The sequence below is a fragment of the Methylobacterium aquaticum genome (genome assembly GCF_016804325.1).
GTDB classification, from domain to species: Bacteria; Pseudomonadota; Alphaproteobacteria; order Rhizobiales; family Beijerinckiaceae; genus Methylobacterium; species Methylobacterium aquaticum_C.
On sequence record NZ_CP043627.1, the window covers coordinates 1,324,797 to 1,351,011 of the forward strand.

Consider the following 26,215-nt stretch of genomic DNA (forward strand, 5'->3'; position numbering starts at 1 on the left):
AGCCGCCGATGATCGATCGCCGCACGCTGCTCGCCGGCGCCGCGCTCCTGCTCGGGTCCGGCCCCCAGGTCCTGAGCGCCGAACTGCCCCTCGGCAAGCCCGAGCCCTTCAGCTTCGACGCCCTCAAGGCGCGGGCAAAGGCGATGGCCGGCCGGCCCTACGCGGCCCCGGCCGTGCCCGACCGGGACGTGCTGCAGGCGATCGACTACGACGCCCACGGCAAGCTGAAGTTCAAGCCCGACCACGCCCTGTGGGCCGACGGCCCGAGCGCCTTCCCGGTCACGTTCTTCCATCTCGGCCGCTACTTCCAGAAGCCGGTGCGGATGCACGTGGTCGAGGGCGGCCAGGCCCGCGAGATCGTCTACGATCCGGCCGCTTTCGAGATGCCGGCGGATTCGCCGGCCAGGCGGCTAGCCCCGAATCCGGGCTTTGCGGGTTTTCGCTTCCAGGAGCGCCGCGGTGGCCCCCTCGACTGGCGCCGCAACGACTGGGTGGCGTTCCTCGGCGCCTCGTATTTCCGGGCGATCGGCGAACTCTACCAGTACGGCCTCTCGGCGAGGGGACTCGCCCTCGACACGGTGATGCCGGACCGGCCCGAGGAATTCCCGGACTTCACCCATGTCTGGTTCGAGACCCCGGCGGCGGAATCCGACACCGTCACGGTGATGGCGCTGCTCGACGGCCCTTCGGCCGCCGGCGCCTACCGCTTCAAGATGCGCCGCACCAAGTCGGTGGTGATGGACATCGAGGCGAGCCTGCACCTGCGCAAGGATGTCGGCCGCTTCGGCCTGGCGCCGCTTACCTCGATGTACTGGTTCTCCGAGACCGCCAAGCCCACCGCCGTGGACTGGCGTCCGGAGGTGCACGATTCCGACGGTCTCGCGCTGTGGACGGGCACCGGCGAGCGGATCTGGCGCCCGCTGCGCAACCCGCCCCGCACGATGGTCTCGGCCTTCTCCGACGAACGCCCGCGCGGCTTCGGCCTGATGCAGCGCGACCGCCTGTTCGACCACTACCAGGACGGCGTCTATTACGACCGCCGGCCCTCGCTCTGGGTCGAGCCGCTCGGCGACTGGGGCAAGGGCAGCGTCCAGCTGGTCGAGAACGCCACCGACGACGAGATCCACGACAACGTCGTGGCGATGTGGGTGCCCGCCGAGCCCGCCCGCGCCGGCACCTCGCACGACCTCGCCTACCGCCTGCACTGGGTCGCGGACGAGCCCTATCCGAGCAACCTCGCCCGCGTCGTCGCGACCCGCGAGGGCAATGGCGGCCAGGCCGGCACCGACCGGCCGAAGGGCGTGCGCAAGTTCGTGGTCGAGTTTTTAGGCGAGCCGCTCGGCCGCCTGCCGGCCGGCGTGAGGCCGGAGCCGGTGCTCACCGCATCGCACGGCAGCTTCCCGCTCGCCCGCACCGAGGCGGTGCCGGACGACGTGCCGGGCCATTGGCGGGCCGAGTTCGACCTGGCGGTGACGGGGGCGGAACCGGTGGAGCTGCGGCTGTTCCTGCGCCGTGGCGACGAGACGCTGAGCGAGACCTGGACGTATCAGTATATTCCGGCGGCGTGAGCCCGCCGCGACGGATTGGATTCCCTCCCTCGGCATCTCCGGGCCGTGAAAGCGAATGCCGGGATGTCGAGGGAAGAGCGTATCGGATCATCCGGCTTCCTGTGCCTGGCGTGCGGCCGCAGGCTGGTGCGGCGAGGGCACCGGTGTTGTCACGGCTGCCCGGGTCTGCTTCCATCGTCGCCCGGGGGCGTTGGCCTGCCAACGCAAGTCTGCTTGGCCTCGCCCACCTGAGAGCCTGTTTGAGCAGAATTTCTACCCAATATTTGAGGCAGACGGGATCATCCTACCCGCTAACCTCATCCTGAGGTGCGAACGAAGTGAGCCTCGAAGGAGGGCTCCAGAGATCGCAGAGGCTTCTGGAGCCCTCCTTCGAGGTCAGTCGATCTGCGATCGCGTGCGATCTCTGATCGCCAACACCTCAGGATGAGGTGGAAGGGTACGATATCTCCTGATTTTTCTCAGTTTTTGTCAAATCACGCTGCTCAAACAGGCTCTGAGGCAAGACAAATTTCTTCCGACAATCCCGCAGTGCTTCCCGGTCCTTCGCACCGCCTGCGGTCGAGGGATCACGGCAGGCAGTGCGTCATTGGCCCGACGGCGACGGACCACCCGGCGGCCAGGACCGCTTCGCAGGCCTCCCTCCGGGAGATCGGACGTCGGCATTCACGAATGGGGCAGATCGCCCCTGTCCGACGGGTAGGCCGGGCGCCCCGATCCGGCCGGGCGAATGTCGCCTCCTGCGCAGGAAGGCGTGGCGTATGACGGGCGCCGCTCATCATGGGAATGCCATCGGTCGATTATATTGCCGGCCATATGTTTGCGCCGATCGGTCTTCGCATCATTCAGGTTGTCGAGGTTGAGCGCAATTTCGTTCAATTTGCAAAAATTCTGTGCCACCCTGGAAGCATAAAAGACAAAAATTTGATCAATTGGATGCGTTTTTGAATTTTCTTGACATATTGAGGGGATATCTGCTGATACAGCAGCGTCATTCATCCCAATTGGCTTCGATTATACTATGAGGCAGTATGTGAAATGGCGCGGAATTGCGCACTCGGCTGATCGGAATAGGCCGGAATTGTTGTTGCAGTGTCAGAAACAGGACAGACACGCGGTTCACGCATCGTTAGATCAAGCGTGGCGTCATCCCTATCGCGAGACTGCGCGTTGCATCACCATCGAGCATTTCCGGGCGTCGCCGGCCGCCGCCCCGATTGTACGGCGGCCCTGATTTCCCGGAGACGACGACGTTGAATGCGCCGGACGAGTCGCGGCCCCTCGAGGCCGGTCTTTTCGAAGGCAACCTCCTGCTCGAAGCCCTCGATGCGGGCGATCGCGCCCTTCTGGCGCCGCATCTCGAGCGCGGGCAGCGCAGCCGCGGCACCGTGCTGTTCCGCGCCGGCGAGGACGTGTCGCACGTCACCTTCCCGCTGAACCGGACCACCGTGACGCTGGTCTCGCGGATGCGCGATGGGCGGATGGTCGAGACCGCGACGGTGGGTCACGAAGGTGCGATCGGCGGCGTGGTCAGCCACGGCTATCTGCCGGCCTTCAGCGAAGCGGTGGTGCAGGTCGCGGGCGACGTCCTGCGCCTCGACGCCGAGCGGCTGACCCAGGCGCGCGCCGCCTCCCCGTCCTTGCGCGACCTGTTCGTGCGCTACGCCGATTGCCTGCTGGCCCAGGTGCTGCAATCGGTGGCCTGCAACGCCGTCCATCCGATCGAGGAGCGCTGCCTGCGCTGGCTCCTGACCTTCCAGGACCGGCTCGGCACCCCGGTCCTGCCGGTGACGCAGGAGATCCTGGCCGAGATGCTCGGCGTGCGCCGCACCTATCTCACCGGCGTGATCGGGTCGCTGCAGCGCCGCGGCCTGATCTCGGTCCGCCGCGGCCAGATCACGATCCTGGACCGCGCCAAGGCCGAGCACGCCGCCTGCGAGTGCTACGGCAAGGTCCGGGGCCATTTCCGCTCGGTGCTGGGGGCGGTCTATGCCGAGAACGGCGCCATCGTGGCGGTCGATCCGACGCAAGCGCACGAATGATACCAACGATCGTTATAAACGACCTTTGGTTCCGCTCTCAAATTTTCGTCAAGCCTCTGGCTTGGCATCGAAAATTCGAGATGGCTCAATGGCCCGATGCGTCAGCATCTTGGGCCATTGATATGATGCGAATCCCGGACGCGATCGTCCGGGATTCGCATCGTCAGCCCGCGCGGCGGAGCCGCGGGCTTCACGCCGGCGAGCAGAGTCAGGTTCCGCTCCGGGAAGCTGCCGACCGGAACCGGTATGGGCGTCGGACTCGGGGCTCGGGGCTCGAATGCTGTGTCTCGCGCGGGCCGCACCGCCAAGGTGCCTGCAACGCTGCCATGCAGCGGCCAGGGTTTGACAGGACGACGCACCTCTCCGACCATCCACATCACGGACAGAACGTCCACGATATGGACATCGGGAGGATGCCATGACAAGCCCCCACGTCGGGGACGATCCCGCCGCCGGGCTCGACGCCGCCACCCTGCGGCGCATGCCCTACCAGAATCCGCAGCCGGCGGAGATCCGGCCCGACCTCGTGGTGGCGCCGGCCATCCCGAGGACGACCGGATCTGGGTGCCGCAGGCCGAGAGCGTGTGGTTCCGGCCGCTCTGCCTGAACGTCTCGGCCGGCTACTGGATGAACCTGCTCAAGGTGCGCAAGGCCGGTATCCTCAGCCGCCACCGCCATCCCGGCCCGGTCCACGCCTTCGTGCTCAAGGGCAGCTGGCGCTACCTGGAGCACGACTGGGTCGCGAGCGAGGGCGCCTACGCCTTCGAGCCGCCGGGCGAGACCCACACCCTGGTGGTCGACGAGGGCGTGGAGGAGATGATCACCTATTTCCAGGTCAACGGCTGCATGTACTACGTCGATCCGTGGGGCCGGCATACCGGGTACGAGGACGTCTTCACCAAGATCGACCTGTGCCGGGCGCATTACGAGGCGGTGGGGCTGGGGGCCGATTACGTCGATCGGTTCATCCGCTGACGCCGCCCGGCGTTTCGGCCGTTGAAACACTGATCGACCCGAGCAATGCCGACCCTGCCATCCCGCGCGCCCCGCTGCGCGGGCCGGAGATGGCGGGAGGGCTGCAAGGCCGTCGTTAAGATCTAACAAACACGCACGGACATCACCAATCGGGAGGACCGGCACGCGATGTCGTCCGGCACTGCATCATACGCCAAGTCGGCGCGCCTGCGCCGCATCCAGTGGATCGCGGTCGCCTTCCTGACCGCCGCGGGGATCATCAACTACGTCGACCGCTCGGCGCTCTCGATCGCCAACACGGCGATCCGCGACGAGATGGCCCTCTCCCCGGCCGAGATGGGCTGGCTGCTCTCGGCCTTCTCGCTGGCCTATGCCTTCTCGCAATTGCCGGTCGGGGCGCTGCTCGACCGGATCGGCTCGCGAATCATGCTGGGGGCCGGCATGTTCTTCTGGTCCCTGGCGCAACTCGTCTCGGGCTTCGTGGCGAATTTCCAGCAATTCGTGCTGGCCCGCGCCGTGCTGGGCTTGGGCGAGGCCCCGCAATTTCCCGCCGGCGCCAAGACGGTGAGCGAGTGGTTCAGCCTCCGCGAGCGCGGCACGCCGACCGGCATCTTCGTCGCCTCGTCGTGCATCGGGCCCTGCATCGCTCCGCCGCTGCTCACCGCGATGATGCTGGGACTCGGCTGGCGCTGGATGTTCGTCGTCACCGGCCTCGTCGGCATCGTGGTCGCGGTCGGCTGGTATCTCGTCTACCGCAACCGGGCCGAGGTCGCGCTGACGCGGGAAGAGAATGCGCATCTCGACGAGGGAGCGGCCCCCGAGCCGCCGGCCCGGCGGATGACCTTCGCGGAGTGGCGCGGGCTGTTTGCCCATGCCACGACCTGGGGCATGATCCTGGGATTCATGGGCGTCATCTACATGGTCTGGCTCTACCTGACCTGGCTGCCGTCCTATCTCGAGCACGAGCGCGGCCTGAGCGTCGCCCGCACCGGCTGGGTGGTGGCGATTCCCTACGTGTTCGGCACGCTCGGCATGCTCTGCGCCGGACAGGCCGCCGACCGGCTGCTCGCCCGCGGGGCCGGCATCGTCGCCAGCCGCAAATGGCCGGTCTGCATCGGGTTGCTGGGCGGCGGCGCCTTCACGGTGCCGGCGGCCTACACCCCGAGCGTGACGATGGCCGTGGTCTATATCTGCCTGGCGATGTTCTTCATCAACATGGCGAGCGGCGCCGCCTGGATGATGGTGAGCGTCGCGGTGCCCAAGCGCCAGGTCGCCTCGCTCGGCAGCATCCAGAATTTCGGCGGCTACTTCGCCGGGTCGTTCGCCCCGGTGATCACCGGCTACATCGTCCAGGGCACCGGCTCCTACGTCAACGCGCTGCTCGCCGCCGCCGCGGTCGCGGTGCTGGCGGCGATCGCCTACATCGTCCTGGTGCGCAAGCCGCTCGAAGGCGGCGAGACCTTGATTCCCAGCGAGCGCACGGCATGACCTTCACCCCCGATCTCCTGAAGGACCGCACCGCCCTCGTCACCGGCGCCACCTCGGGCATCGGCGCCGGCATCGCCGAGGCGCTCGCCCGCCTCGGCGCCCGGGTGCATGCGGCCGGCATCGGCGCGGCGTCCTGCGCGATCCCCGACACCCTCGCGCTCACCGCGCACGAGCTCGACGTGACCGACGGCGGTGCCGTCGCGGCCCTCGTCGAGGCCTGCGACCGGCTCGACATCGTGGTCAACTGCGCCGGCATCATCCGGCGCGGCGACGAGCACCGGCCCGACGTGTTCGAGGAGGTGCTGGCGGTCAACCTCACGGGTACGATGCGGGTCTGCGCCGCGGCCCGCCCGAAGCTGGCCGAGGCCGGCGGTGCAATCGTCAACACCGCCTCGATGCTGTCGTTCTTCGGCGGCGGCCTCGTGCCGGCCTACAGCGCCAGCAAGGGCGGCGTGGCGCAGCTGACGAAGTCGCTCGCCATCGCCTACGCGCCGGACGGCATCCGGGTGAACGCGGTGGCGCCGGGCTGGATCGCCACGCCGCTGACGCAGGCGCTCCAGGACGATCCGGCCCGCGCCGGGCCGATCCTGGCGCGCACGCCGCTCGGCCGCTGGGGCACGCCCGCCGATGTCGCGGCGGCGGTGACCTTCCTGGTGAGCCCCGCCGCCGCCTTCATGACCGGGGTGGTGCTGCCGGTCGATGGCGGCTACCTGATCGCGTGAGGTCACCGGAGAGGACCGAGGTCCGCATGGGTTCCGACGACGACGCCCGGGCGGACCTTCGCCCCGAGGTGCCGGGCACCGCCGCCTTCGGCAAGTTCATGCGGGTGCTCCAGGCGGTGGCGGACGCCCCCGACGGCGCGACGGTGGCGCGGCTGACCCGGGACACGGCCTTGCCGCGGCCGACGGTGCACCGCATCGCCGCCGCCCTGGTGGCGGAGGGCTTGGCGGTCGACGAGGACGGGGCGCTGCGCCTCGGTCCGCGCCTCGTCAGCCTGGCCTTCCGCGCCGTCGACGGCTCGCTCCTGCGCCAGGCGGCGCAGGAGCCGCTGTCGCGCCTGCGCGACGATCTCGACGAGACCGTGCATCTCGCGGTGCCGGATTTCGGCGAGATGGTCTATATCGACAAGCTCGAGAGCCACCGCACCGTGCGCATGGCCTCGCGCATCGGCACCCGGGTGTCGCTGCATACCAGTGCGGTCGGCAAGGCCTGGCTCGCGACCCTGCCGGATTCCGAACTCGCCGCGCTGCTCGACCGCCTCGCCCTGCCGGCGCGCACCCCCCACAGCCTCACCGACCGCGATGCCTTGCGGCGGGCCGTCGCCGAGACGCGGGAGCGCGGCCATTCCCTCGACCTGCAGGAGAACGAGCTCGACATCTGCTGCTACGGCCGGGCCCTGCGCGGCGCGGGGGGCAAGGTGCTCGGCTGCATCAGCGTCAGCCTGCCGCGTTATCGCTTCGAGACCCTGCCGGCCGGGACGGTGCTGCGGGCGATGCAGGCCTGCGCCGAGGCCGTGGCGCGGGTCGCGGGCGGCGGACATCCGGCTGCGGAACGCTAACAACCGGTCTGGCATCCGCGGCTGGCCGTGCTAAGGCCCCGGCGCATCGCACGGGGCTTGACCGGATATGACTGAGGCGGAGCCTGCCACGGCGTCCCCCCTGGTGGGCCTCGCCGCCGTGATCCTGGCGGCGACGCCCGACGAGCCGCGGGTGCTCACCGTCCCGGTGGCCGGCCAGCCCGAGGGCCGGGGCGAGGGCCTGCCCGCCGGCCCGCTGGAACCGGCCCACCCGACGCTGGAACGGGGCCTGCGCGCCTGGGTCGAGCGCCAGACCGGCCAAACCCTCGGCTATGTCGAGCAGCTCTACACCTTCGGTGACCGCAACCGCCGGCCCGGGACGGGCGATGGCGGCCGGCACGCCCTCTCGGTCGCCTATCTCGCCCTGGTGCGCGAGGCGCGGCCCGCCGCCGATTCGGCCTGGCACTGCTGGTACCGGTACTTCCCCTACGAGGATCGGCGGGCCGGGCGCCCGCCCGCCCTCGACGCGCTCCAGGCCCGGCTCGAGGCCTGGGCCGCCGCCGCGCCCGACCCGGAGGAGGAGCGCCGCCGCCGCGACCGGATCGGCCTGACCTTCGGCAGCGCCGGGAGCGGCTGGAACGAGGAACGGGTGCTGGAGCGCTACGAGCTTCTGTTCGAGGCCGGGCTGGTGCCGGAGGCGGGCGCTCCCGACACCCTCGCCGGCCAGGCCATGGCCCTCGATCACCGCCGCATGCTCGCCACGGCGCTCGGGCGCCTGCGCGGCAAGATCAAGTACCGGCCGGTGGTGTTCGAGGTGATGCCGCCGGCCTTCACCCTCGGCCAGCTCCAGCTCGTGGTCGAGGCCCTGTCGGGCATCCTCCTGCACAAGCAGAACTTTCGCCGCCTCGTCGCCCAGCAGGGTCTCGTGGAGGAGACCGACGCGATCACCGCCGAGACCGGCGGCCGCCCCGCCCGGCTGATGCGCTTCCGCCGCGAGGTGCTGCTGGAACGCCCCGCCCCGGGCCTGCGCCTCTCGGCCGGCCGCCTCGCCTGACGAGGCAGCCGGAGCGTCGACATGCGGCGTCTCGCCGCACTTATGCTCACATCAAGCATATCTGGACAGGACGAAACCGGCGGATTAGCCTAGCCGGGTAAATGCTCACTATGAGCATATCCCGGGAGGCCGGAATGAACGCGATGACCGGAGGGGCGGCGCTGCTGCCCGAGGCGGAGCTCTACGAGCGCGTGCGCCACCACGTGCCGGCCTTCGAATGGCCGGCGCTCGCCGGCGACGTGGCGGCGATCCGGGCGCTCAAGCGCGAGCGCAACGCCGTGGTGCTGGCCCACAACTACCAGGCGCCGGAGATCTTCCACACTGTGGCGGACATCGTCGGGGACAGCCTGGCACTGGCCCGCGAGGCCGCCCGGACGGACGCCGACGTGATCGTGCTCGCCGGCGTGCATTTCATGGCCGAGACGGCGAAGATCCTGAACCCGGGCAAGACCGTGCTGATCCCGGACCCGGCGGCCGGCTGCTCGCTCGCGGATTCGATCACCGCGGCGGATGTCCGCGCCCTGCGGCGGCGCCATCCCGGCGTTCCGGTGGTGACCTACGTCAACACCTCCGCCGCCGTGAAAGCCGAATCCGACCTCTGCTGCACCTCCGGCAATGCGAAGGCCGTGGTCGAATCCCTCGGGGTCGACCGGGTGCTGATGCTGCCCGACGAGTACCTGGCGCAGAACGTCCAGGCCGAGCTGCCCCACATCGAGATCCTGACCTGGGCCGGCCATTGCGAGGTCCACGAGCGCTTCACCGCGCAGGACATCCGCGAGGCGCGCGAGGCCTATCCGGGCGTGACCGTGCTCGCCCACCCGGAATGCCCGCCCGCCGTCGTGGCCGAGGCCGATTTCGCCGGTTCGACCGCGGCGATGCAGGATTACGTCGAGACCCGCCGGCCGGCGCAGGTGGTGATGATCACCGAATGCGCGATGGCCGACAACCTGGCGGTCCGCAATCCGGACGTCGCGTTCGTCAAGCCGTGCAACCTCTGCCCGCACATGAAGCGGATGAGCTTAGGCAAGATCCGGCGCAGCCTGGAGACCATGACCCACGCGGTCACGGTGCCCGACGACCTGATCGCGCCGGCACGTCGCGCGGTCGAGCGCATGCTTGCGGTGCGGCCGTGAGCGGGGATCGCGTCGTCGTGGTGGGGGCCGGCGTCGCCGGCCTCGCCACGGCCCTGCGGCTTTCGCCCCTGCCGGTCACGCTGGTGAGCGCCGCGGCGCTGGGCGAGGAGACGGCGACGGCCTGGGCGCAGGGCGGGATCGCGGCGGCGATCGGCGATGACGACGACCCCGCCCTCCACGCCGCCGACACCCTGGCGGCGGGGGCGGGCCTGAGCGACGGGGAGGTGGCGCGCTGCGTCGCCGAGGCCGGGCCCGGCCTGATCGCGTGGCTGACCGGCCTGGGCCTCGCCTTCGATCGCGGGCCGGACGGAAACCTCGCGCTGGGCCTCGAGGCGGCGCATGGCCGGCGCCGGATCGTCAAGGCGGGGGCGACGCCACCGGCGCGGCGGTCCTGGCGGTGCTGGGCCGGGCGGCCCTGGCGTGTCCGTCGATCTCCGTCGTGGTCGGGCACGCCCGCACCCTGATGCAGGACGAGGCGGGCCGGGTCACCGGCCTTATCGCCGAGACCGCCCACGGCCCCCTCCCCCTGCCGGCCCGCGCCGTGGTGCTGGCGACGGGCGGGCTCGGCGGCCTCTACCGCTCGACCACGAACCCGGCCGGCGCGGTCGGCTCCGGCCTCGCCTTGGCGGCCCGGGCCGGCGCGGTGCTGCGCGACGTCGAGTTCGTGCAGTTCCACCCGACGGCGATCGCGACCCGGACGGATGGTCCCCTGCCGCTCGCCACCGAGGCCCTGCGGGGCGAGGGCGCGGTCCTGGTCGACGCCGCGGGGGCCCGGGTGATGGCGGGGATCGCCGGGGCCGAGCTGGCGCCGCGGGACGTGGTCGCCCGGGCCATCGCGGCGCGCACGATCCGCGGCGAGGCGGTCTTCCTCGATGCCCGCCGCCTCGACGTGGCGCGGCGCTTCCCCACGGTGGCGGCGCTGTGCCGGGCGGCCGGCCTCGATCCGGCCGCGCAGCCGATCCCGGTGCGGCCGGCGGCCCACTACCACATGGGCGGCATCCGGGTGGACGGGCACGGCCGGTCCTCGCTTCCGGGACTCTGGGCCTGCGGCGAGGTCGCCGCCACGGGGTTGCACGGGGCGAACCGCCTCGCCAGCAACTCGCTCCTCGAGGCGATGGCCTTCGCAAGCCCGATCGCGGCGGACATCCAGGCCGGCGCTCCCGCCGGCCCCGGGCAAAGGTCTGGGCAAGGGTCTGGGCAAGCGGCTTGGCAAGCGGCCGCGCCGCTCCCCTCCTCCCTGCCGGATGCCCTGCCGGAGATCCGCGCCCTGATGGAGGCCGAGGTCGGGCTGGTGCGCCACGAGGCCGGGCTCGCCCGGGCGGTCCGGCGCCTCGCCGCCCTGGCGCAAGCGGGTTCGGCGGAGGCGGTCACCGGCCTTCTGGTGGCAACGGCCGCCCTCCGACGCCGGGAGAGCCGCGGCGCCCATTGGCGGGCCGACCATCCGGGGCAGCATGCGCCTCGCTCGACCGAGATCACGCTGTCTCAGGCCTTCACTCAGGCCGCGTCCGTCGCGGACGCGGCCCCCCGACCCGCCCGACTCCAGGAGGTCCCATGACCGACGCCACCCGCATGTCACCCCTGCCGCCGCTGCCGCGCCTGATGGTCGAGCCGATCGTCCGGGCGGCCCTGCTGGAGGATCTCGGCCGGGCCGGCGACCTCACCACCGACAGCATCGTCCCAGCCGAGGCCCGGTTCTCCGGCGCCATCGTCGCCCGCCAGTCCGGGGTCGTGGCGGGGACGCTCACCGCCCTGCTGGCCTTCGAGCTGCTCGACCCGGCGATCCGGGTCCGGATCCTGCGGCCGGACGGCAGCGCGATCGCCCCGGGCGAGGCGGTGATCGCCCTCGACGGCCCGGCCCGGGCGATCCTCTCCGCCGAGCGCGTCGCCCTCAACCTGCTCTGCCGGCTGTCCGGGGTGGCGACCGCCACCGCCTCGCTGGTCGAGGCGGCGCAGCCCTACGGGAAGGCCCGCATCGTCTGCACCCGCAAGACCACGCCGGGCCTGCGCAGCCTGGAGAAGCACGCGGTGCGGGCCGGGGGCGGAGCGAACCACCGCTTCGGCCTCGACGACGCGGTTCTGATCAAGGACAACCACGTCGCGGTGGCGGGCGGCGTCGGCCCGGCGATCCGGCGGGCCCGCGCGAGCGTCGGGCATCTCGTGAAGATCGAGGTCGAGGTCGATACCCTGGCGCAGCTCGACGAGGCCCTGGCGGTCGGCGCCGACGCGGTGCTCCTCGACAACATGACGCCGGAGACCTTGAGCCGGGCGGTGGCGATGATCGACGGGCGGGCGGTCAGCGAGGCCTCGGGCCGGATCACCCGCGAGACCGTCGGCGCCGTCGCGGCATCCGGGGTCGACCTGATCTCGACCGGCTGGATCACCCACAGCGCGCCGATCGTCGATCTGGGGCTCGACGTAGCTTGAAAAGCTGCGCGGGCAATATCGGGATTCGCAAGTTTCGGGCGAACCCGATGACCCTCCCTCCCGCCTCATCCTGAGAGCCTGTTTGAGCGTGATTTCTACCCAATATTTGAGGCAGACGGGATCATCCTACCCGCTAACCTCATCCTGAGGTGCGAACGAAGTGAGCCTCGAAGGAGGGCTCCAAGGATCGCAGAGGCTTCTGGAGCCCTCCTTCGAGGTCAGTCGATCTGCGATCGACTGACACCTCAGGATGAGGTGGAATGGTAGGATATCTCCTGATTTTTCTCAGTTTTCGTCAAATCACGATGCTCAAACAGGCTCTGAGGTGTTATACCAACAGTCGTTGAAAACGACCTTTGGTTCCGTTCTCGAATTTTCGTCAAGCCTCTGGCTTGGAATCGAAAATTCGAGATGGGTCAATGGCCCGATGCGTCAGCATCTTGGGCCATTGGTATTATTCGATCGAAGATCGACTGACCTCGAAGGCGGGCTCCAGAGACCACAGCGATCCCTGGAGTTCTCCTTCGAGGCTCGCTCCGTTCGCACCTCGGGATGAGGTCGCGGATGGGATCAGGTACTGAATCAAATAGGCAGGCTCCAACCCGGCGCCCGACGCCCCCGCGCGCTTTGCCGCGGTGCAAAGAGACCCGTGCGCGAGCGGGCCCGGTTGTGCTAGGCCCCGCCCCGGGTGGTCGGGAACCGCCGGAGGTCGCGAGGGGGCGGCGGAACACAGTGACGGATCGCCGCGAAACCGACCGCATCGATGCCGAGATCGGCCGCTCGACCCCGAGCCACGATCCGTTCGCCGCCGCCGTGCGCGCGACGCGGATGCCGATGCTGATCACCGATCCGCACCGGCCCGACAACCCGATCGTCTTCGCCAACGCCGCCTTCACCAAGCTGACCGGCTACACCCGCGACGAGGTGCTGGGGCAGAATTGCCGCTTCCTCCAGGGGCCGGAGACCGACCGCGCCGACGTGGACAAGATCCGCGACGCGATCGAGCGCCGCGTGGCGATCGAGATCGACCTCCTCAACCACAAGAAGAACGGCGAGCGGTTCTGGAACCGGCTGCTGATCTCGCCGGTCTTCGACGAGGACGGCACGCTCACCTATTTCTTCGCCTCGCAGTTCGACGTGACGCTGGAGCGCGAGCGGCTGCGCGACCTCGGCGAGGCCCTGCGCCGGCGCGAGCAGATGCTGGACGCCCTGGTGCGCTCGTCGTCCGAGGTGCGCTACCGGATCAGCGCCGACTGGAGCCGGCTGTACCAGCTCTCCGGCGGCGACTTCATGGCCGACACGACCTCGACCAGCAGCGACTGGATCGAGACCTACATCCCGCCGGAGGACCGCCCGGCGCTCAGGGCCGAGATCGCGCGCGCCATCGACACCAAGACCTCCTACAGCCTCGAGCACCGGGTCTACCTCGCCGACGGCTCGGTCGGCTGGGCCTCGTCCCGGGCGGTGCCGGTGCTCGACGAGCACGGCCGGATCACCGAATGGTACGGCGCCGCCACGAACATCACCGAGCGCAAGGCCGCCGAGGTCGCCTCGCGCGATCTCACCCTGTCGCTCGGCCGGCAGGTCGCCGACCGCACGGCGGAGCTGCGCCTCTACGGCGACATCATCCAGTCGAGCGCCGACCCGATCTGCGCCTTCGACACCGAGTTCCGGCTGATCGCCTTCAACCAGGCCCATAGCGACGAATTCCACCGGATCTTCGGCCACCGGGTGCGGATCGGCGAGGTGTTTCCCAACCTCTTCCCGCCGGACCAGGCCCCGGTGATGCGCGGCTTCATGGCCCGGGCGCTCAAAGGCGAATCCTATACGGTCACGGAGGAATTCGGCGACCCGGACCTGGCGAAGCCGGCCTGGGAGGTGTCCTACTCGCCCTTGCGCGACGGCGAGGGCCGGGTGATCGGCGCGTTCCATTTCGCCAGGGACATCTCCGACCGGCTGCGGGCCGAGACCGAGCTGGCGGCGACCCAGGAGGCGTTGCGCCAGTCGCAGAAGATGGAGGCGGTGGGCCAGCTCACCGGGGGACTGGCCCACGACTTCAACAACCTGCTCGCCGGCATCTCGGGCTCGCTGGAACTGATGCAGACGCGCCTCGCCCAGGGCCGCTTCAGCGACGTGGAGCGCTACATGGCGGCGGCGCAAGGCGCCGCGAAGCGCGCCGCGGCACTGACCCACCGGCTGCTCGCCTTCTCGCGCCGCCAGACCCTCGACCCGCGCCCCACCGACGTCGACCGGCTGGCGCGGGGGATGCAGGAGCTGATCCAGCGCAGCGTCGGGCCCGGCATCGCCCTCGCGGTGGTCGAGGCGCCCGACGCCTGGCCGGCCCTGGTCGACCCGTCCCAGCTCGAGAACGCGCTCCTCAATCTCTGCCTCAACGCCCGCGACGCGATGCCCGACGGCGGGCGCATCACCGTCGAGATCACCAACCGGACGATCGACGCCCCCACCGCCCGCCGGCACGACATGCCCGTGGGCGAATACGTGCGCCTGCGCGTGACCGATACCGGGACCGGGATGAGCCCGGAGGTGATCGCCCGGGTGTTCGAGCCGTTCTACACCACCAAGCCGATCGGCGAGGGAACGGGCCTGGGCCTGTCGATGATCTACGGTTTCGCCCAGCAATCCGGCGGGCAGGTGCGCATCGCCTCCCGGGTCGGCGAGGGCACCGCCGTCAGCCTCTACCTGCCGCGCCATGCCGGCCCGGTGCCGGGCGAGGACGAGACCGGGGCGACCACGCCGTTGCCCCGCTCCGAGGGCGGCGAGACCGTGCTGGTGGTCGACGACGAGCCGACCGTGCGGATGCTCGTCACCGACATCCTGGAGGACCTCGGCTACACGGCGATCGAGGCCGGCGACAGCGCGGCCGGCCTCGCGGTGCTGCGCTCCGACGTGCGGATCGACCTTCTGGTCAGCGATATCGGCCTGCCCGGCGGCATGAACGGCCGCCAGATGGCCGAGGCGGCCCGGGAGACCCGGCCCGACCTCAAGGTGCTGCTGATCACCGGCTACGCCGAGACCGCCATCCTCGGCAGCGGGACCTTGAGCCCCGGCATGGCGGTGCTGACCAAGCCGTTCTCGATCGAGACGATGGCCGCCCGGATCCGCTCGATCATCGAGGCCGGGCGGGAGCGGGAGCGGCGTCTCTGAAGACGCGTCACGATCGCACCGCGATCGTGACGCGTCTTCAGGTGGATCTCGCGTTCCGCATTCGGCTGGAGCAAGAAGATCGGCCTGATCGGCCGCGTCCGGGTCCGAGGGCGGGAGCGGATCGACATGGCCCTCACCTCGACAGCCGCAGCCTTCGAATTCGCGCGGCTGTAAAAAAACCTCGGAGCGGGAGCGACCGCCTGATGAGAGCGACGTTTGCGCTGTTGCGCGCATCGGCTCCGGCGGGGGACGCCGCCGATCGGCGCGAGCGGGCTGCGGTGGTTGCACCGGTCGATTCCGGCCGCTCGCGCAGGCGGTCGAAGTCGAGGGATCCGGACGCCGATGAAGAGCGCCCGTCATCGTGAGGGGACGTGGCGATGCGCTCGAGCGAACACGATCGAGAAGGACCACGATTTCATGCAATGATTTACGAAAATTTATCGGGATAGGGGCGCCGGTAGCCGTGACGACGGCGAATGCCTTCAAGACGCCGACAACTAACGCTTGCAACGACCGCGCCTCGTGCTAAGAACGTCACAACGTCAGGTTGTGACGCGTCGCGCATGGAGCTGTATGCATGTCGTCCGTTGTCATCGGCACCGGTTCAGGATTCAACACGGCCGGCTTCTTCGTGAGCGATCTGGGGCAAACGACCGGAAAGCAATTCATCGGTCAGACGGGCCAGACCGGCACCCTCCTCGCCGGGCAATCGCAGACCCAGTTCTCGGCCTTCGAGTTTCAGTCCAACGGGCTGACCTATCGCTACATCGGCAACTGGCAGGTCGACTTCAACAACGGGATCCTGACCGGCACGGTGAGCGCCAGCGGCTCGTATAGCCGGATCGAGGTGTATAGTGGAAACCAGGTTCTGGCCGCGGCGGACATCCAGCCGCGCAGCGTGAACTTCGGAACCGCCTCCGGCGGAGGGGTCCTCGGCTTGGTGGCCGGGCTCGCCATCGGTGTCGTCGAACTGCTGGTCGGCGCGGCCCCGCAGAACCAGGCCGTGGCGAACCTGACCCTGGACGCGACGCCGGGTCTCAACACCGCGATCTTCGCGGACGGCGTGACGGTGGCCGGCAATGCCGGCCCCGACACGATCGTGGGTTCGGCGGCGCAGGATGTGATCTCGGGCGGCGACGGCAACGACACCATCTTCAGCAACACCGCGACTCCGAACGAGACCGGGCACGACGTCGTCTATGCCGGCCTCGGCAACGACAACGTCTACTACGTGCCGAGCACGACCGGCTCCACCTTCGTCCTCGGCGGCGGCAACGACAGCATCGCGGCCAGTTCCGGCAACGACGTGATTTACGGCGACCAGGACGGCGAGCTGGCCACCGACGGGGCGGACTACATCCGCGGCGGACTCGGCAACGACCTCATCTTCGCCGGCGGCGGCAACGACCTGATCCAAGGCGGCCTCGGCGAGGGATCGGACACCGTCTTCGGCGGAAGCGGCGACGACACCATCGCCTACAACACGGCCGAGGCCGCACAGGTCCTGAACGGCGGCGCGGGCAACGACCTGATCGTCGGCGGCTCGGCCGGCGACGTGATCTCCGGCGACGACGGGAACGACGTCATCTTCGGCCAGGGCGGCAACGACACCATTTCCGGCGGCGCCGGCAGCAACAACATCGACGGCGGCGACGGCAACGACACCATCGTCGCCGGTGCCGGCACGGGCGGCTTCTCCTACGCGGTGGGTGGTGCCGGCGACGACGTCCTGTCGGCGGGTGCGAACCAGGGTGCCGGGCTGTACGGTGGCACGGGCAACGACACCCTCGTCGGCGGGGACAGGCCGACAACCTGATCGGCGGTTCCGGCATCGACCTCATCACCGGCGGCGGCGGATCCGACAACTTCATCTTCAATCGCGCCGACCTCTACGACGGTCTCTACGACGTCATCACCGATCTGAGCGTCGGCGACGCCGTCTACCTGCCGACCTCGGTGCAGGCAGATGTCAGCTTCGGTACCTACGACAGCGGGGCACTGATCAATATCGGCAACCAGCACACCATCTACGCGCAGGGCGCGAGCGTCGTCCAGCTCCAGGCCTCGACGGTGTTCCTGCCCACCGACACGATCGCCTGAACGCGTCCGACGGAGCAGGCGCGGATCGCGTCGGCGTGGCGCGGATCCGCACCAGGGTCGCACCGGATGGACCTCGGTCGAGTCGGGGACGAGGCGCCACCTCGTCCCCGACGCGCGCGGCCTGCCGACCGGCCTCGACCCGAGCGGGACCCGCCGGTGCGACACCCTGACGACGGCCCGGACGCTTGAGGCCATCCCTCCTTCTCGACCGACGGCGCGGATGCCCGCGCCGTCGGCCTGGATCGCCTAATGCCGACAAGCCCCGGATGCCGGGGCTCGACGTCAACGAGCATCGGGTGTGCGAGATCAGGCCGCGTATCACCAGTGCGGGATCGGGCGCGGCATCGTCTGCGCAACGCCAATCTCCGCGGCGATCAGGCGAGGACTGACTTTTGCCACCAGTCCCGCAGGTCATCGCGCAATTATAAAAATATGGCATATTCATCAATTTTATGTATTTATTTCTAACATCGACGCAGTAACGACAACGTCACAAACATAATGATGATTGGTTGTCTAAACTATGATATGAGTTGAATTTTAAATACGTTAAATTACTATAGTTGATTTACGCATGGCATCCTAAAATTTTCTAAATAATCGTCGATTATTTCAATAACGTCAATATCAACACGTTGGTAGGCAATCAATCAACTTTTATTTCCGAAATCAATCGCGCGCGTTTATTATGGAGGCAATATAGATTGCAATGACGACCCTGGGAGCAAAATTAATGGTGCAGAGTAACATTCTTTAATGAGAAACCCTGCGCAGGCGGGAAAATACGACCTCCATTGGCAGGGAAATGACACCAGAACATCCAAGCTAACATCGATCGAAAATGCGCGCGACGTAAAGATCCATTGATGACACTTGACGAAAATATTAATATAATTTTATAGATAACAGTTATATATTTGAATATCAATTTTATGATCAGACTTTAAAATAATTAAACAACTTATTGATGATAATAATATTTATGTTTGTTAATCAGTTCAGCCTGCTGCTGCGTTCTTTCCGAGCAAGGCTGGCGAGACAGCGGCCAAGCTCGAGCAGAACCATGTCGGCGAGCTTCAGGAGGAAAGGCTGATTTGCCTCGGCGATCACCTGTCGCATCGATATGCAATGGTCGGCAGCGCATTCCAGCGGATGACAGGCCTGCAGCGCCTCGATCCGCTGATCATACGATGTCTCGCTGAGGTGCGCGCCTGTAATGTCGAGAAGAATGCCTCGCCCGTGCAGGGGCCGACCGGCCTCGTCCAAGTCGTAGCGCCCGCGGGCGAGCACCCAGCGCACGTTGCCTTTAGCCGAGCAGACGCGAAATTCGGCGATGAATGCAGCGCCCTGCGACGCGTTCGATTTCATGCGTGCGATGACGGCTTCGCGGTCTTCAGGATGGATGCAGGTGGCGAACTCGGCCAGCGTGCCGCTGCCCTTGCGCTGCTCGGCACTTGCCCAGAGCATCTCATGTACATAACTGTCCGACCACATCTGGTCGTTCACGATATCCCATTCCCAGGCACCAACATCTCCGCCTAAATATCCACGATCCAGGAAATTTTTCTTGAGTCTGTCAAGCGCAGGATTGCGATCCACGGCAGGCTCCGATGTAATGCTTGTCTTGTTAAGGCCACATATAACGCTCTCGCATCATATATCAACTAGGGTGTGCCGCTGCCAATGCTTATCGCTCTGCAGCCTTCAACGAGTCTGATGCGAATATCGAGAAGATTTACCGCCTGGCAGAGGATAGCAACCGTCAGAAAAACTCCGCCGCCGGGAGTCTACAACCCTTAAGGTTGCACGATGAATAAAGACAACCTGAAGGCGATAAGCGCCAAACCGGCCGCCGTCGCTGGGAGGTCATGGTGCGGAGGCAGGGCGGCAGCCATACCCGGCGGGAGATATACAACCCAAGATCGAAAGAACGCTGAGTTTGCAGGTATCTGCCCTGCCTGGCAGTGAACCGCCGGCGGCACCGACAATGGAACCTGACAGCCTCTCTCCGAATGCGCGGCCCCGGGCAAGTGTTACTAAATTATAACTCTCCGATAAAGCCGCCGGAATCATGATGTGAGCAGATCAACCCGGTAGAAGGGGAACGCTGATGCGACCCTGGTTTTCAGAGGCGGCCGGCGGTGGCGTTCAACGCCAGAGGTTCGACCTCGCGGGTTGTCCGATGAGGGCGGGGATTCGCGCGCTGGCCCGGGGCGCCCGCTGCCGCGACCTGCGCCGACATCGTCGAGGTCTTACGCGACCGGCCGCCGGAGCCTCGGCCTGGCGCTCACCATAGTCTCGGCCGGCGTGATCGCGGCGCTCAGCGTCAGGCACGTGGCCCCGCGCTGGTCCGGTTTCCGCAGGCTTGCGCTGCGGGCGCCCTATGCCTCGGCCGCGCTCATCGTCCTGGTCGGCCTCTACACCGGCTGGCTCGGCTGGGAGGGCATCCGCCACGGTCACCATACCCGGGCCGCCTCCCCGGCAGCATCCCTCCCTGCCTGACGGAAAGTGGTCTGCCGACCCTTGACCTTCCCATCGTGGGAAGCCCCATCCGATGGGGACGCCGTCGAGGGAGAGCGTCATGCAGGGGTTCAGGGTCGAGACGATGGGCTGCGGCGGCTGCGCCAGGTCGGTGACCCGCGCCGTCCTCGCCATCGAGCCGAACGCCCGGATCGAGGTCGATCTCGGGGGCAAGACCGTGACCGTGTCGGGCGCCGACGGCCCGGCGGACCGGATCGCCCGGGCGATCGCGCAAGCCGGCTTCCCCGCCGAACCGCTGCCCGCAACGCCGGTTCGCCATCGCACTATCCAAGGAGAATGACCATGACGCGTCTCGTGACCGCCGCCGCCCTCCTCGCCCTCTCGCTGACCCCGGCCATGGCGGCCGGGTGCTGCGGCAAGGGCGGAAAGGGAATGTGCGCCAAGCCGATGGCGTCGATGTCCATGAAGAGCGGCAAGAAGGGCTGCTGCTGCGAGGGCATGGGCAAGTCGATGAAGATGGATAAGTCGATGAAGATGGACAAGTCGATGACGATGTGACGCGGGCGGCCGAGCGTTGCGGTCGCTCCCGTCGTCAACGCTCGGCCCGGGCCTTCCCGCGCGGCCCCGGGGTTCCGGCGCCGTCGCGGCGGGGTTCGGGTGGCAGGCCGGGACGTCCGCTCCGGTCTCCAGGCTGGCGATGATCGGGCAATCCGGACGTCCGTCGCCCTCGCAGGCCTCGGCCAGGGAGCGCAGGGCGTCCGCCATCTCGTTGAGCCGGCGGGCGCGCTCCTCCAGCTCCCGGACATGCGCCTGGGCGATGGCCTTCACGTCGGCGTTGCTTCGGCCGGGGTCGCTCCAGAGGCCGAGCAGCACCCTGATGCGCTCCAGGGAGAAACCGAGGTCGCGGGCATGCCGGATGAAGCCGAGCCGGTGCAGGTCGGAGGCGCCGTAGTCGCGGTAGCCGCTGTCCCGTCGGTCGGCCGGAGGCACGAGGCCGATGCTCTCGTAATAGCGGATCATCTTGGCCGAGACCCCGGAGGTCCGGGCGGCCTGACCGATGTTCATGACGGCCTGCTTCCCCCTGTTGACCTTACCATGATGGGAAGGTCCACGACGGTCCGCAACCCCCGACGACCGGGCCCGCCCGCCGTTCCGAAATGCGGCGTGCCGGGCGGAACCGGTCCAGCCACTCTTCGGAGCGTTCGATGCAAGCCACCGCCGGCCGCAAGGCCGCCCTCTACCGCATGGTCATGCCCGGGCATGTCTGCCCCTACGGCCTGAAGGCCAAGGACCTCCTGGAACGCCAGGGATTCTCGGTCGAGGACCGTTGGCTCACCACCCGCGAGCAGACCGACGCCTTCAAGGCCGAGCACGGGGTCAAGTCGACGCCCCAGACCTTCATCGACGGCGAGCGGGTCGGCGGCTTCGACGACCTGCGACGGCACTTCGGCAAGGCGTCCGACGACCCGGACGCCACGACCTACCGGCCCGTCGTCGCGGTGTTCTCGATGACCGCGCTGATGGCCCTGGCGGCGAGCGACGCGGTCTACGGCACCCCGCTGACCACCCGGGCGGCGGAGTGGTTCGTCGCCTTCAGCATGTGCGTGCTCGCGCTCCTGAAGCTCCAGGACGTCGAGACGTTCTCGTCGATGTTCCTGGGCTACGACCTGCTGGGGCAGCGCTGGGTGCGCTACGCCTATGCCTACCCGTTCCTGGAGGGCATCGCCGGCATCCTGATGGTGGCGGGCGTCCTGGACTGGATCTCGATCCCGGTGGCCCTGTTCATCGGCACGGTCGGGGCGGTCTCGGTGTTCAAGGCGGTCTACCTCGACAGGCGCGAGATCAAGTGCGCCTGCGTCGGCGGGTCGAGCAAGGTGCCGCTCGGCTTCGTCTCGCTCACCGAGAACGTGATGATGGTCGCCATGGCGGTCTGGATGCTGGCCATGGGGCATTGAGGGCGGCCGGCCGCGCCTCGACGCGCCCATGCCGGGAACGGATCACCGTCGAACGGGTCGCCGACATCCGGAACCGGCCCGTGGGTCTCGCAGGCGCGGCACGGGCTCCCCCTCCAGCGGATCCCGCCCGCCTTCCATCTATTTTTTAGAACCATAAGTCATAAACAATCAATTTTACCGAAATGACCCGGATGGGTACGAGATCTCGCTGTCCCAGCACATCGTGGGGGAGATCCTCGTGCCCGTCTTCAACCTGCCGCTGCTCGCGCCGGCGGCGTTCATCGCCTGCGCCGTCTTCTGTTTCCTACGTCCCGGGCGTCGCCCGAGGCTCGTCCTTCCGGTCGCGGAGGGAACGGCGCTCGCGGCCCTCGCGGTCGCGGCCGCCGCCCTGGCCGTGCTCGTGGCGTCGGGTCCGGGCGCCGGCCCGGCCCTGGGCCTTTCCGGCATCGGCCTCTCGGTCAGGCTGGATGCGGTGAGCGTCACCATGCTCCTGCTGGTCGCCTTCATCGGCTGGGTCGTGGTGCGCTACGCCGCGCGATACCTCGACGGCGAGGAGCGTCAGGGCGCCTTCACCGGCTGGCTTAGCCTCACGCTCGCCGCGGTGCTGCTGCTCGTCACGGCGGGCACGCTCGCGCAGCTGGTCGTCGCCTGGATCGCCACCAGCCTGGCCCTGCACCGGCTCCTGCTGTTCTACCCCGAGCGGCCGGGGGCGCGGCGCGCGGCGCGCAAGAAGTTCATCACGGCGCGCCTCGGCGACGCGGCGCTCGTCGCCGCAGCAATCCTCCTGGCCGCGGCCTACGGCACGGGCGACATCGGCCGGATCCTGCTCGCGGCCCGCGCCGGAGAGGGCGGCGGGCCCGCCGTCGCGGCGGCCGGCCTGCTCGCCCTCGCCGCCCTGCTCAAGTCGGCCCAGTTCCCCACCCATGGCTGGCTGACCGAGGTGATGGAGACGCCCACCCCCGTCTCGGCGCTGCTCCATGCCGGCATCGTCAACGCGGGCGGGTTCCTGCTGATCCGCTTCGCGGACGTGCTCCTCCTCGCCCCCGGCGTGCTCGCGGTCCTGGTGATCGTCGGCGGTCTCACGGCCCTGCTCGGCGGCCTCGTGATGCTGACGCAGCCGTCGGTGAAGACCTCGCTCGCATGGTCGACCGTCGCCCAGATGGGGTTCATGACCTTCGAATGCGGGCTCGCCCTGTTCCCGCTCGCGCTCCTGCACATCGTGGCGCATTCGCTCTACAAGGCCCACGCCTTCCTGGCCTCGGGCGGCGCCGTCGCGGCGGTCGCGGCGACCCGCCGGCCGGGGCCGGTGGCGGTCCCGGGCGCGGGCGCCATCGCGCGCGCCTTCCTGGCGGCCCTCGTGATCTTCCTCCTCGCCGGCCTCGGCTTCGGCCTGGTGCACAAGTCGCCCCAGGCGCTCGCGCTCGGTGCCATCCTGATCCTCGGCGTCGCCTACATGCTGGCGCAGGGCTTCGCCGACGCCGCGCCCCGGGCGCTGATGGCGCGGGCCGCCGCCTACGCGGTCGCCGCCTCGGTGAGCTACTTCGCCCTGCAATCCCTCGCGATCCGCCTCACGGCGGGCGTGCTGCCGCCGACGCCCGCACCGGGGCCGCTGGAATGGGCGCTGATCGTGCTGGCGCTCCTCAGCTTCGGGTTCGTCGCGGTCCTGCAGGCGATGTTCCCGCTCTGGGCCCACCACCCCGCCGCCGCCGGCCTGCGGGTGCACCTCGCCAACGGACTCTACGCCAATGCCGCCCTCGATCGGCTGATCGGCGGCTGGTCCGCCCGTCACGCCGCCTGATCCGCCCGGAGACGCCACCATGATCGAGATCGTCCACTCCCTTCCGACCGCGCACGACACCGTCAGGGCCGCCGCCGACGCGGCGGGCCGGCTGATCCCGCCCCTGTGGCCGCTCGCCTCCAGCGTCGCGGTCAACCCCTTCCTCGGGCATTCCGGCGAGCCGCTTTGGGCCGCGGGCGCACGTCTCGCCCGGGCGAGCGGCGCGGCGGTGACGATGCCCCGCGACTGGTACCGCGACAGGGCCGCCTCGGGGCTCCTCACCGACGCGGATCTGCGGGACGCCCTGGCGGACGCGCCTGCGGCCTCGCGCCCGGCCGGCCTCGACGCCCTCAAGGCGGCGATGCGGGCCGAGGCCCCGCCCGCCCCGGCCGTTCCGACCCTCGCCTCCCTCTGCGCCGAGGCGTCGGGGATCGACTGGCCGGGCCTGGTCACCGACCGGATCACGGCCTGGGCGGTCGGCCACTTCGACGAGGGGCAGGCCCTGTGGGCGGCGCAGCTCGGCGGGAGCGCGCTCGCGCTCTGGCGCGCCTGGGCCGTCCACGACCTCACCCCGGAGATCGCCGGCCTGAGCGGCTTCGCGCGGCACGTGTCGGAGGTGCCGGACGGGACGCTGCCGGCCCTGGCCCGCGCGGTCGCGCGGCTCGGCCTCGGCGCGGAGGCCCTGGAGAGCTACTTCCACCAGGTGCTGCTGTCCCTCGGCGGCTGGGCCCAGGTCGCCCGCTACCGGCTGTGGCAGGCGGAGCTGTCCGGAACCACCGACGGGACGCTGCGGGACCTCCTCGCCATCCGGGTGATCTTCGACGAGGCCCTGCTCGCCCGCTACGGAGAGGCGGTCGCGGAGCGCTGGGCGGCCTGCGCGGCCGCCCACGCCGCGCCCGCGCAAGCGACGCCCGACCTCGTCGTCGACGCCATCCTGCAGGAGGCCGTGGAGCGCGCGAGCCAGCGCGCCCTCGCCGCGACGCTCGCCGCGACCGCGCCGCAGGGCCGGACCGGCCGCCCGGTGCTGCAGGCCGCCTTCTGCATCGACGTGCGGTCGGAGGTCTTCCGCCGCGCCCTCGAATCCCTCGATCCCGGCATCCGCACCCTCGGCTTCGCGGGCTTCTTCGGCCTGCCCCTGTCGCATCGGCGCTTCGCCTCCGACGTCGCGGAGCGTCGCCTGCCCGTCCTCCTCGAGCCGGCGCTGCAGACCTGCGCGGGCGGCCACGAGGCCGCGGTCGAGGATCGGTCCGCCCGGGTCGCGGCGCGCGCGGGCCGGGCCTGGGGCCGCTTCCGGCAGGCCGCGGTCTCGTCCTTCGCCTTCGTGGAGGCGGCGGGCCCCCTCTATCTCGGCAAGCTCGTCGGCGCCTCGCTCGGCCTCGGTCGAGCGGCGGCGGCGAACGACCCCGCCCCGCGCCTCGATCCGGGGCTCGATCCCGCCTCGCGGGTCGCGCTCGCCGCGCGCATCCTGCGCGCGATGTCGCTGACGGAAGGGTTCGCCCCGGTCGTGCTGCTGGCCGGGCACGGGGCGAACGTGGTCAACAACCCTCACGCCAGCGCGCTGCATTGCGGCGCCTGCGGCGGCTATTCGGGCGAGGTGAACGCGCGCCTGCTGGCGCAACTGCTCAACGACCCGCAGGTGAGGGCCGGCCTCGGGGAGCGAGGCATCGCGGTCCCGCCGGACACGGTGTTCCTCGCCGCCCTCCACGACACCACGACGGACGCGGTCACGCTCTACGCGGACGATCTCCCGGAGGCGGCGCGCCCGCGGGACCTGGAGCGGATCCGGGGCTGGCTCGCGGCCGCCGGCGCCCTGGCCCGCGGGGAACGGGCGCTCCGCCTGCCGGGGGCGCGGGACGGCGACAGCCTCGCGCGCCGCAGCCGCGACTGGGCCGAGACCCGCCCCGAATGGGGGCTGGCCGGGTGCAGCGCCTTCATCGCCGCGCCGCGCCACCGCACGGCGGGCCGGGCGCTCGACGGGCGCGCCTTCCTGCACGATTACGACTGGCGGCAGGACGATGGGTTCGGCGTGCTGGAGCTGATCCTGACCGCCCCGGTCGTCGTGGCGAGCTGGATCAGCCTGCAATATTACGGCTCGACCGTCGCGCCCGCGCTGTTCGGCAGCGGCAACAAGCTCCTGCACAACGTGACGGGCGGCATCGGGGTGCTGGAGGGCAATGGCGGAGCGCTGCGGGCCGGCCTGCCCCGGCAATCGGTGCATGACGGCGAGGCCTACGCCCACGAGCCCCTGCGGCTGTCGGTCTGCCTCGAGGCGCCGCGCGAGGCGATCACGGAGGTGCTGCGGCGTCACGCCGGGGTGCGCGCCCTGTTCGACAACCGCTGGCTGCACCTGTTCGCCCTGGACGAGAGCGGCCGGATCGCGTGGCGCTACGCGGGCGACCTGCGGTGGGTCGGCACGACGGCGCCGGCCGGCGCCGCCCCGGACGTGGACCTGAAGGCCGCCGTCTGAGCGCCGTCGCGGGCCCGGTGTCGATCCGGCACCGGGTCCGGGCGGCGCGCCTCGCGCTCGATGCGCGAAATGG

19 protein-coding genes and 5 pseudogenes are annotated in these 26,215 nt (G+C 69.4%); 21 read left to right on the forward strand and 3 right to left on the reverse strand.

The window, feature by feature from the left end; genetic code table 11:
• The first annotated feature begins 8 nt into the window (after positions 1 to 8).
• The gene (locus tag F1D61_RS05800; protein WP_203156883.1) at positions 9 to 1,568 is read left to right on the forward strand and encodes a glucan biosynthesis protein; all 1,560 of its coding nucleotides are present in this window, start codon (positions 9 to 11) and stop codon (positions 1,566 to 1,568) included.
• A 663-nt stretch (positions 1,569 to 2,231) separates the two neighbouring features.
• Here the strand turns inward: F1D61_RS05800 and F1D61_RS05805 are convergent.
• Entirely contained in the window at positions 2,232 to 2,564 is a 333-nt protein-coding gene (locus tag F1D61_RS05805) for a hypothetical protein (protein WP_203156884.1), read from the reverse strand.
• A gap of 254 nt (positions 2,565 to 2,818) precedes the next feature.
• Between F1D61_RS05805 and F1D61_RS05810 the strand changes: the two genes are divergently transcribed.
• From F1D61_RS05810 to F1D61_RS05865, 14 genes and pseudogenes are all read left to right on the forward strand, one after another.
• A complete protein-coding gene (locus F1D61_RS05810; protein ID WP_203156885.1) occupies positions 2,819 to 3,607 on the forward strand; it encodes a Crp/Fnr family transcriptional regulator in 789 nt (262 codons plus the stop codon).
• A gap of 418 nt (positions 3,608 to 4,025) precedes the next feature.
• Positions 4,026 to 4,582 (forward strand): annotated as a pseudogene (locus F1D61_RS05815) (2,4'-dihydroxyacetophenone dioxygenase family protein).
• 168 nt (positions 4,583 to 4,750) lie between these two features.
• On the forward strand, positions 4,751 to 6,070 hold the full coding sequence (locus F1D61_RS05820) for an MFS transporter (RefSeq protein ID WP_246775736.1): 1,320 nt from the start codon (positions 4,751 to 4,753) through the stop codon (positions 6,068 to 6,070).
• Positions 6,067 to 6,792, forward strand: a complete 726-nt coding sequence (locus F1D61_RS05825) for an SDR family NAD(P)-dependent oxidoreductase (protein WP_203156886.1) — start codon at positions 6,067 to 6,069, stop codon at positions 6,790 to 6,792. The genes F1D61_RS05820 and F1D61_RS05825 overlap by 4 nt, the downstream gene beginning before the upstream one ends.
• Positions 6,793 to 6,818: 26 nt before the next feature.
• Entirely contained in the window at positions 6,819 to 7,628 is an 810-nt protein-coding gene (locus tag F1D61_RS05830) for an IclR family transcriptional regulator (protein ID WP_203156887.1), read from the forward strand.
• Positions 7,629 to 7,695: 67 nt separating this feature from the next.
• Entirely contained in the window at positions 7,696 to 8,640 is a 945-nt protein-coding gene (locus F1D61_RS05835; RefSeq protein WP_203156888.1) for an NUDIX hydrolase, read from the forward strand.
• A 134-nt stretch (positions 8,641 to 8,774) separates the two neighbouring features.
• Positions 8,775 to 9,773: a quinolinate synthase NadA gene (gene nadA / locus F1D61_RS05840; RefSeq protein WP_246775737.1), complete on the forward strand. Its 999-nt coding sequence runs from the start codon at positions 8,775 to 8,777 to the stop codon at positions 9,771 to 9,773.
• A gap of 20 nt (positions 9,774 to 9,793) precedes the next feature.
• Positions 9,794 to 10,818 (forward strand): annotated as a pseudogene (locus F1D61_RS05845) (FAD-binding protein); the annotation flags it as partial.
• Positions 10,819 to 11,043: 225 nt separating this feature from the next.
• Positions 11,044 to 11,328 carry a hypothetical protein gene (locus tag F1D61_RS33920; RefSeq protein WP_246775933.1) on the forward strand — a complete coding sequence of 95 codons (285 nt, stop codon included), beginning with the start codon at positions 11,044 to 11,046 and terminating at the stop codon, positions 11,326 to 11,328.
• Entirely contained in the window at positions 11,325 to 12,197 is an 873-nt protein-coding gene (nadC, locus tag F1D61_RS05850) for a carboxylating nicotinate-nucleotide diphosphorylase (protein ID WP_203156890.1), read from the forward strand. The genes F1D61_RS33920 and nadC overlap by 4 nt, the downstream gene beginning before the upstream one ends.
• A gap of 564 nt (positions 12,198 to 12,761) precedes the next feature.
• Positions 12,762 to 13,328: pseudogene (locus tag F1D61_RS35270) on the forward strand (PAS domain-containing protein); the annotation flags it as partial.
• Positions 13,329 to 13,487: 159 nt separating this feature from the next.
• Positions 13,488 to 15,362, forward strand: a complete 1,875-nt coding sequence (locus F1D61_RS05855; protein ID WP_432443291.1) for a PAS domain-containing protein — start codon at positions 13,488 to 13,490, stop codon at positions 15,360 to 15,362.
• A gap of 577 nt (positions 15,363 to 15,939) precedes the next feature.
• The gene (locus F1D61_RS05860; protein WP_203156892.1) at positions 15,940 to 17,178 is read left to right on the forward strand and encodes a calcium-binding protein; all 1,239 of its coding nucleotides are present in this window, start codon (positions 15,940 to 15,942) and stop codon (positions 17,176 to 17,178) included.
• 140 nt (positions 17,179 to 17,318) lie between these two features.
• Positions 17,319 to 17,462 (forward strand): hypothetical protein, encoded by a 144-nt coding sequence (locus F1D61_RS05865; protein ID WP_203156893.1) that lies wholly within the window; start codon positions 17,319 to 17,321, stop codon positions 17,460 to 17,462.
• 993 nt (positions 17,463 to 18,455) lie between these two features.
• Here the strand turns inward: F1D61_RS05865 and F1D61_RS05870 are convergent.
• On the reverse strand, positions 18,456 to 19,061 hold the full coding sequence (locus F1D61_RS05870; RefSeq protein WP_203156894.1) for a PAS domain-containing protein: 606 nt from the start codon (positions 19,059 to 19,061) through the stop codon (positions 18,456 to 18,458).
• A gap of 672 nt (positions 19,062 to 19,733) precedes the next feature.
• On the opposite strand from F1D61_RS05870, the pseudogene F1D61_RS05875 reads away from it, so the two are divergent.
• The 3 genes and pseudogenes from F1D61_RS05875 to F1D61_RS05885 form a co-directional block, all read left to right on the forward strand.
• Positions 19,734 to 19,964: pseudogene (locus F1D61_RS05875) on the forward strand (nickel/cobalt efflux protein RcnA); the annotation flags it as partial.
• A gap of 79 nt (positions 19,965 to 20,043) precedes the next feature.
• Positions 20,044 to 20,283: a heavy-metal-associated domain-containing protein gene (locus F1D61_RS05880; RefSeq protein WP_203156895.1), complete on the forward strand. Its 240-nt coding sequence runs from the start codon at positions 20,044 to 20,046 to the stop codon at positions 20,281 to 20,283.
• A gap of 2 nt (positions 20,284 to 20,285) precedes the next feature.
• Positions 20,286 to 20,501 carry a hypothetical protein gene (locus tag F1D61_RS05885; protein WP_203156896.1) on the forward strand — a complete coding sequence of 72 codons (216 nt, stop codon included), beginning with the start codon at positions 20,286 to 20,288 and terminating at the stop codon, positions 20,499 to 20,501.
• A gap of 99 nt (positions 20,502 to 20,600) precedes the next feature.
• On the opposite strand, the pseudogene cueR reads toward F1D61_RS05885, so the two are convergent.
• Positions 20,601 to 21,008, reverse strand: a pseudogene (gene cueR / locus F1D61_RS05890) (Cu(I)-responsive transcriptional regulator); the annotation flags it as partial.
• 140 nt (positions 21,009 to 21,148) lie between these two features.
• On the opposite strand from cueR, the gene F1D61_RS05895 reads away from it, so the two are divergent.
• The 3 genes from F1D61_RS05895 to F1D61_RS05905 all read left to right on the forward strand — a co-directional run bounded on the left by F1D61_RS05895 (position 21,149) and on the right by F1D61_RS05905 (position 26,142).
• A complete protein-coding gene (locus F1D61_RS05895) occupies positions 21,149 to 21,898 on the forward strand; it encodes a MauE/DoxX family redox-associated membrane protein (RefSeq protein ID WP_203156897.1) in 750 nt (249 codons plus the stop codon).
• Positions 21,899 to 22,136: 238 nt separating this feature from the next.
• Positions 22,137 to 23,696 carry an NADH-quinone oxidoreductase subunit L gene (locus F1D61_RS05900; RefSeq protein WP_203156898.1) on the forward strand — a complete coding sequence of 520 codons (1,560 nt, stop codon included), beginning with the start codon at positions 22,137 to 22,139 and terminating at the stop codon, positions 23,694 to 23,696.
• Between the two features lie 19 nt (positions 23,697 to 23,715).
• Positions 23,716 to 26,142, forward strand: coding sequence for a YbcC family protein (locus tag F1D61_RS05905; protein ID WP_203156899.1), 2,427 nt, complete (start codon positions 23,716 to 23,718; stop codon positions 26,140 to 26,142).
• Positions 26,143 to 26,215 lie beyond the last annotated feature (73 nt).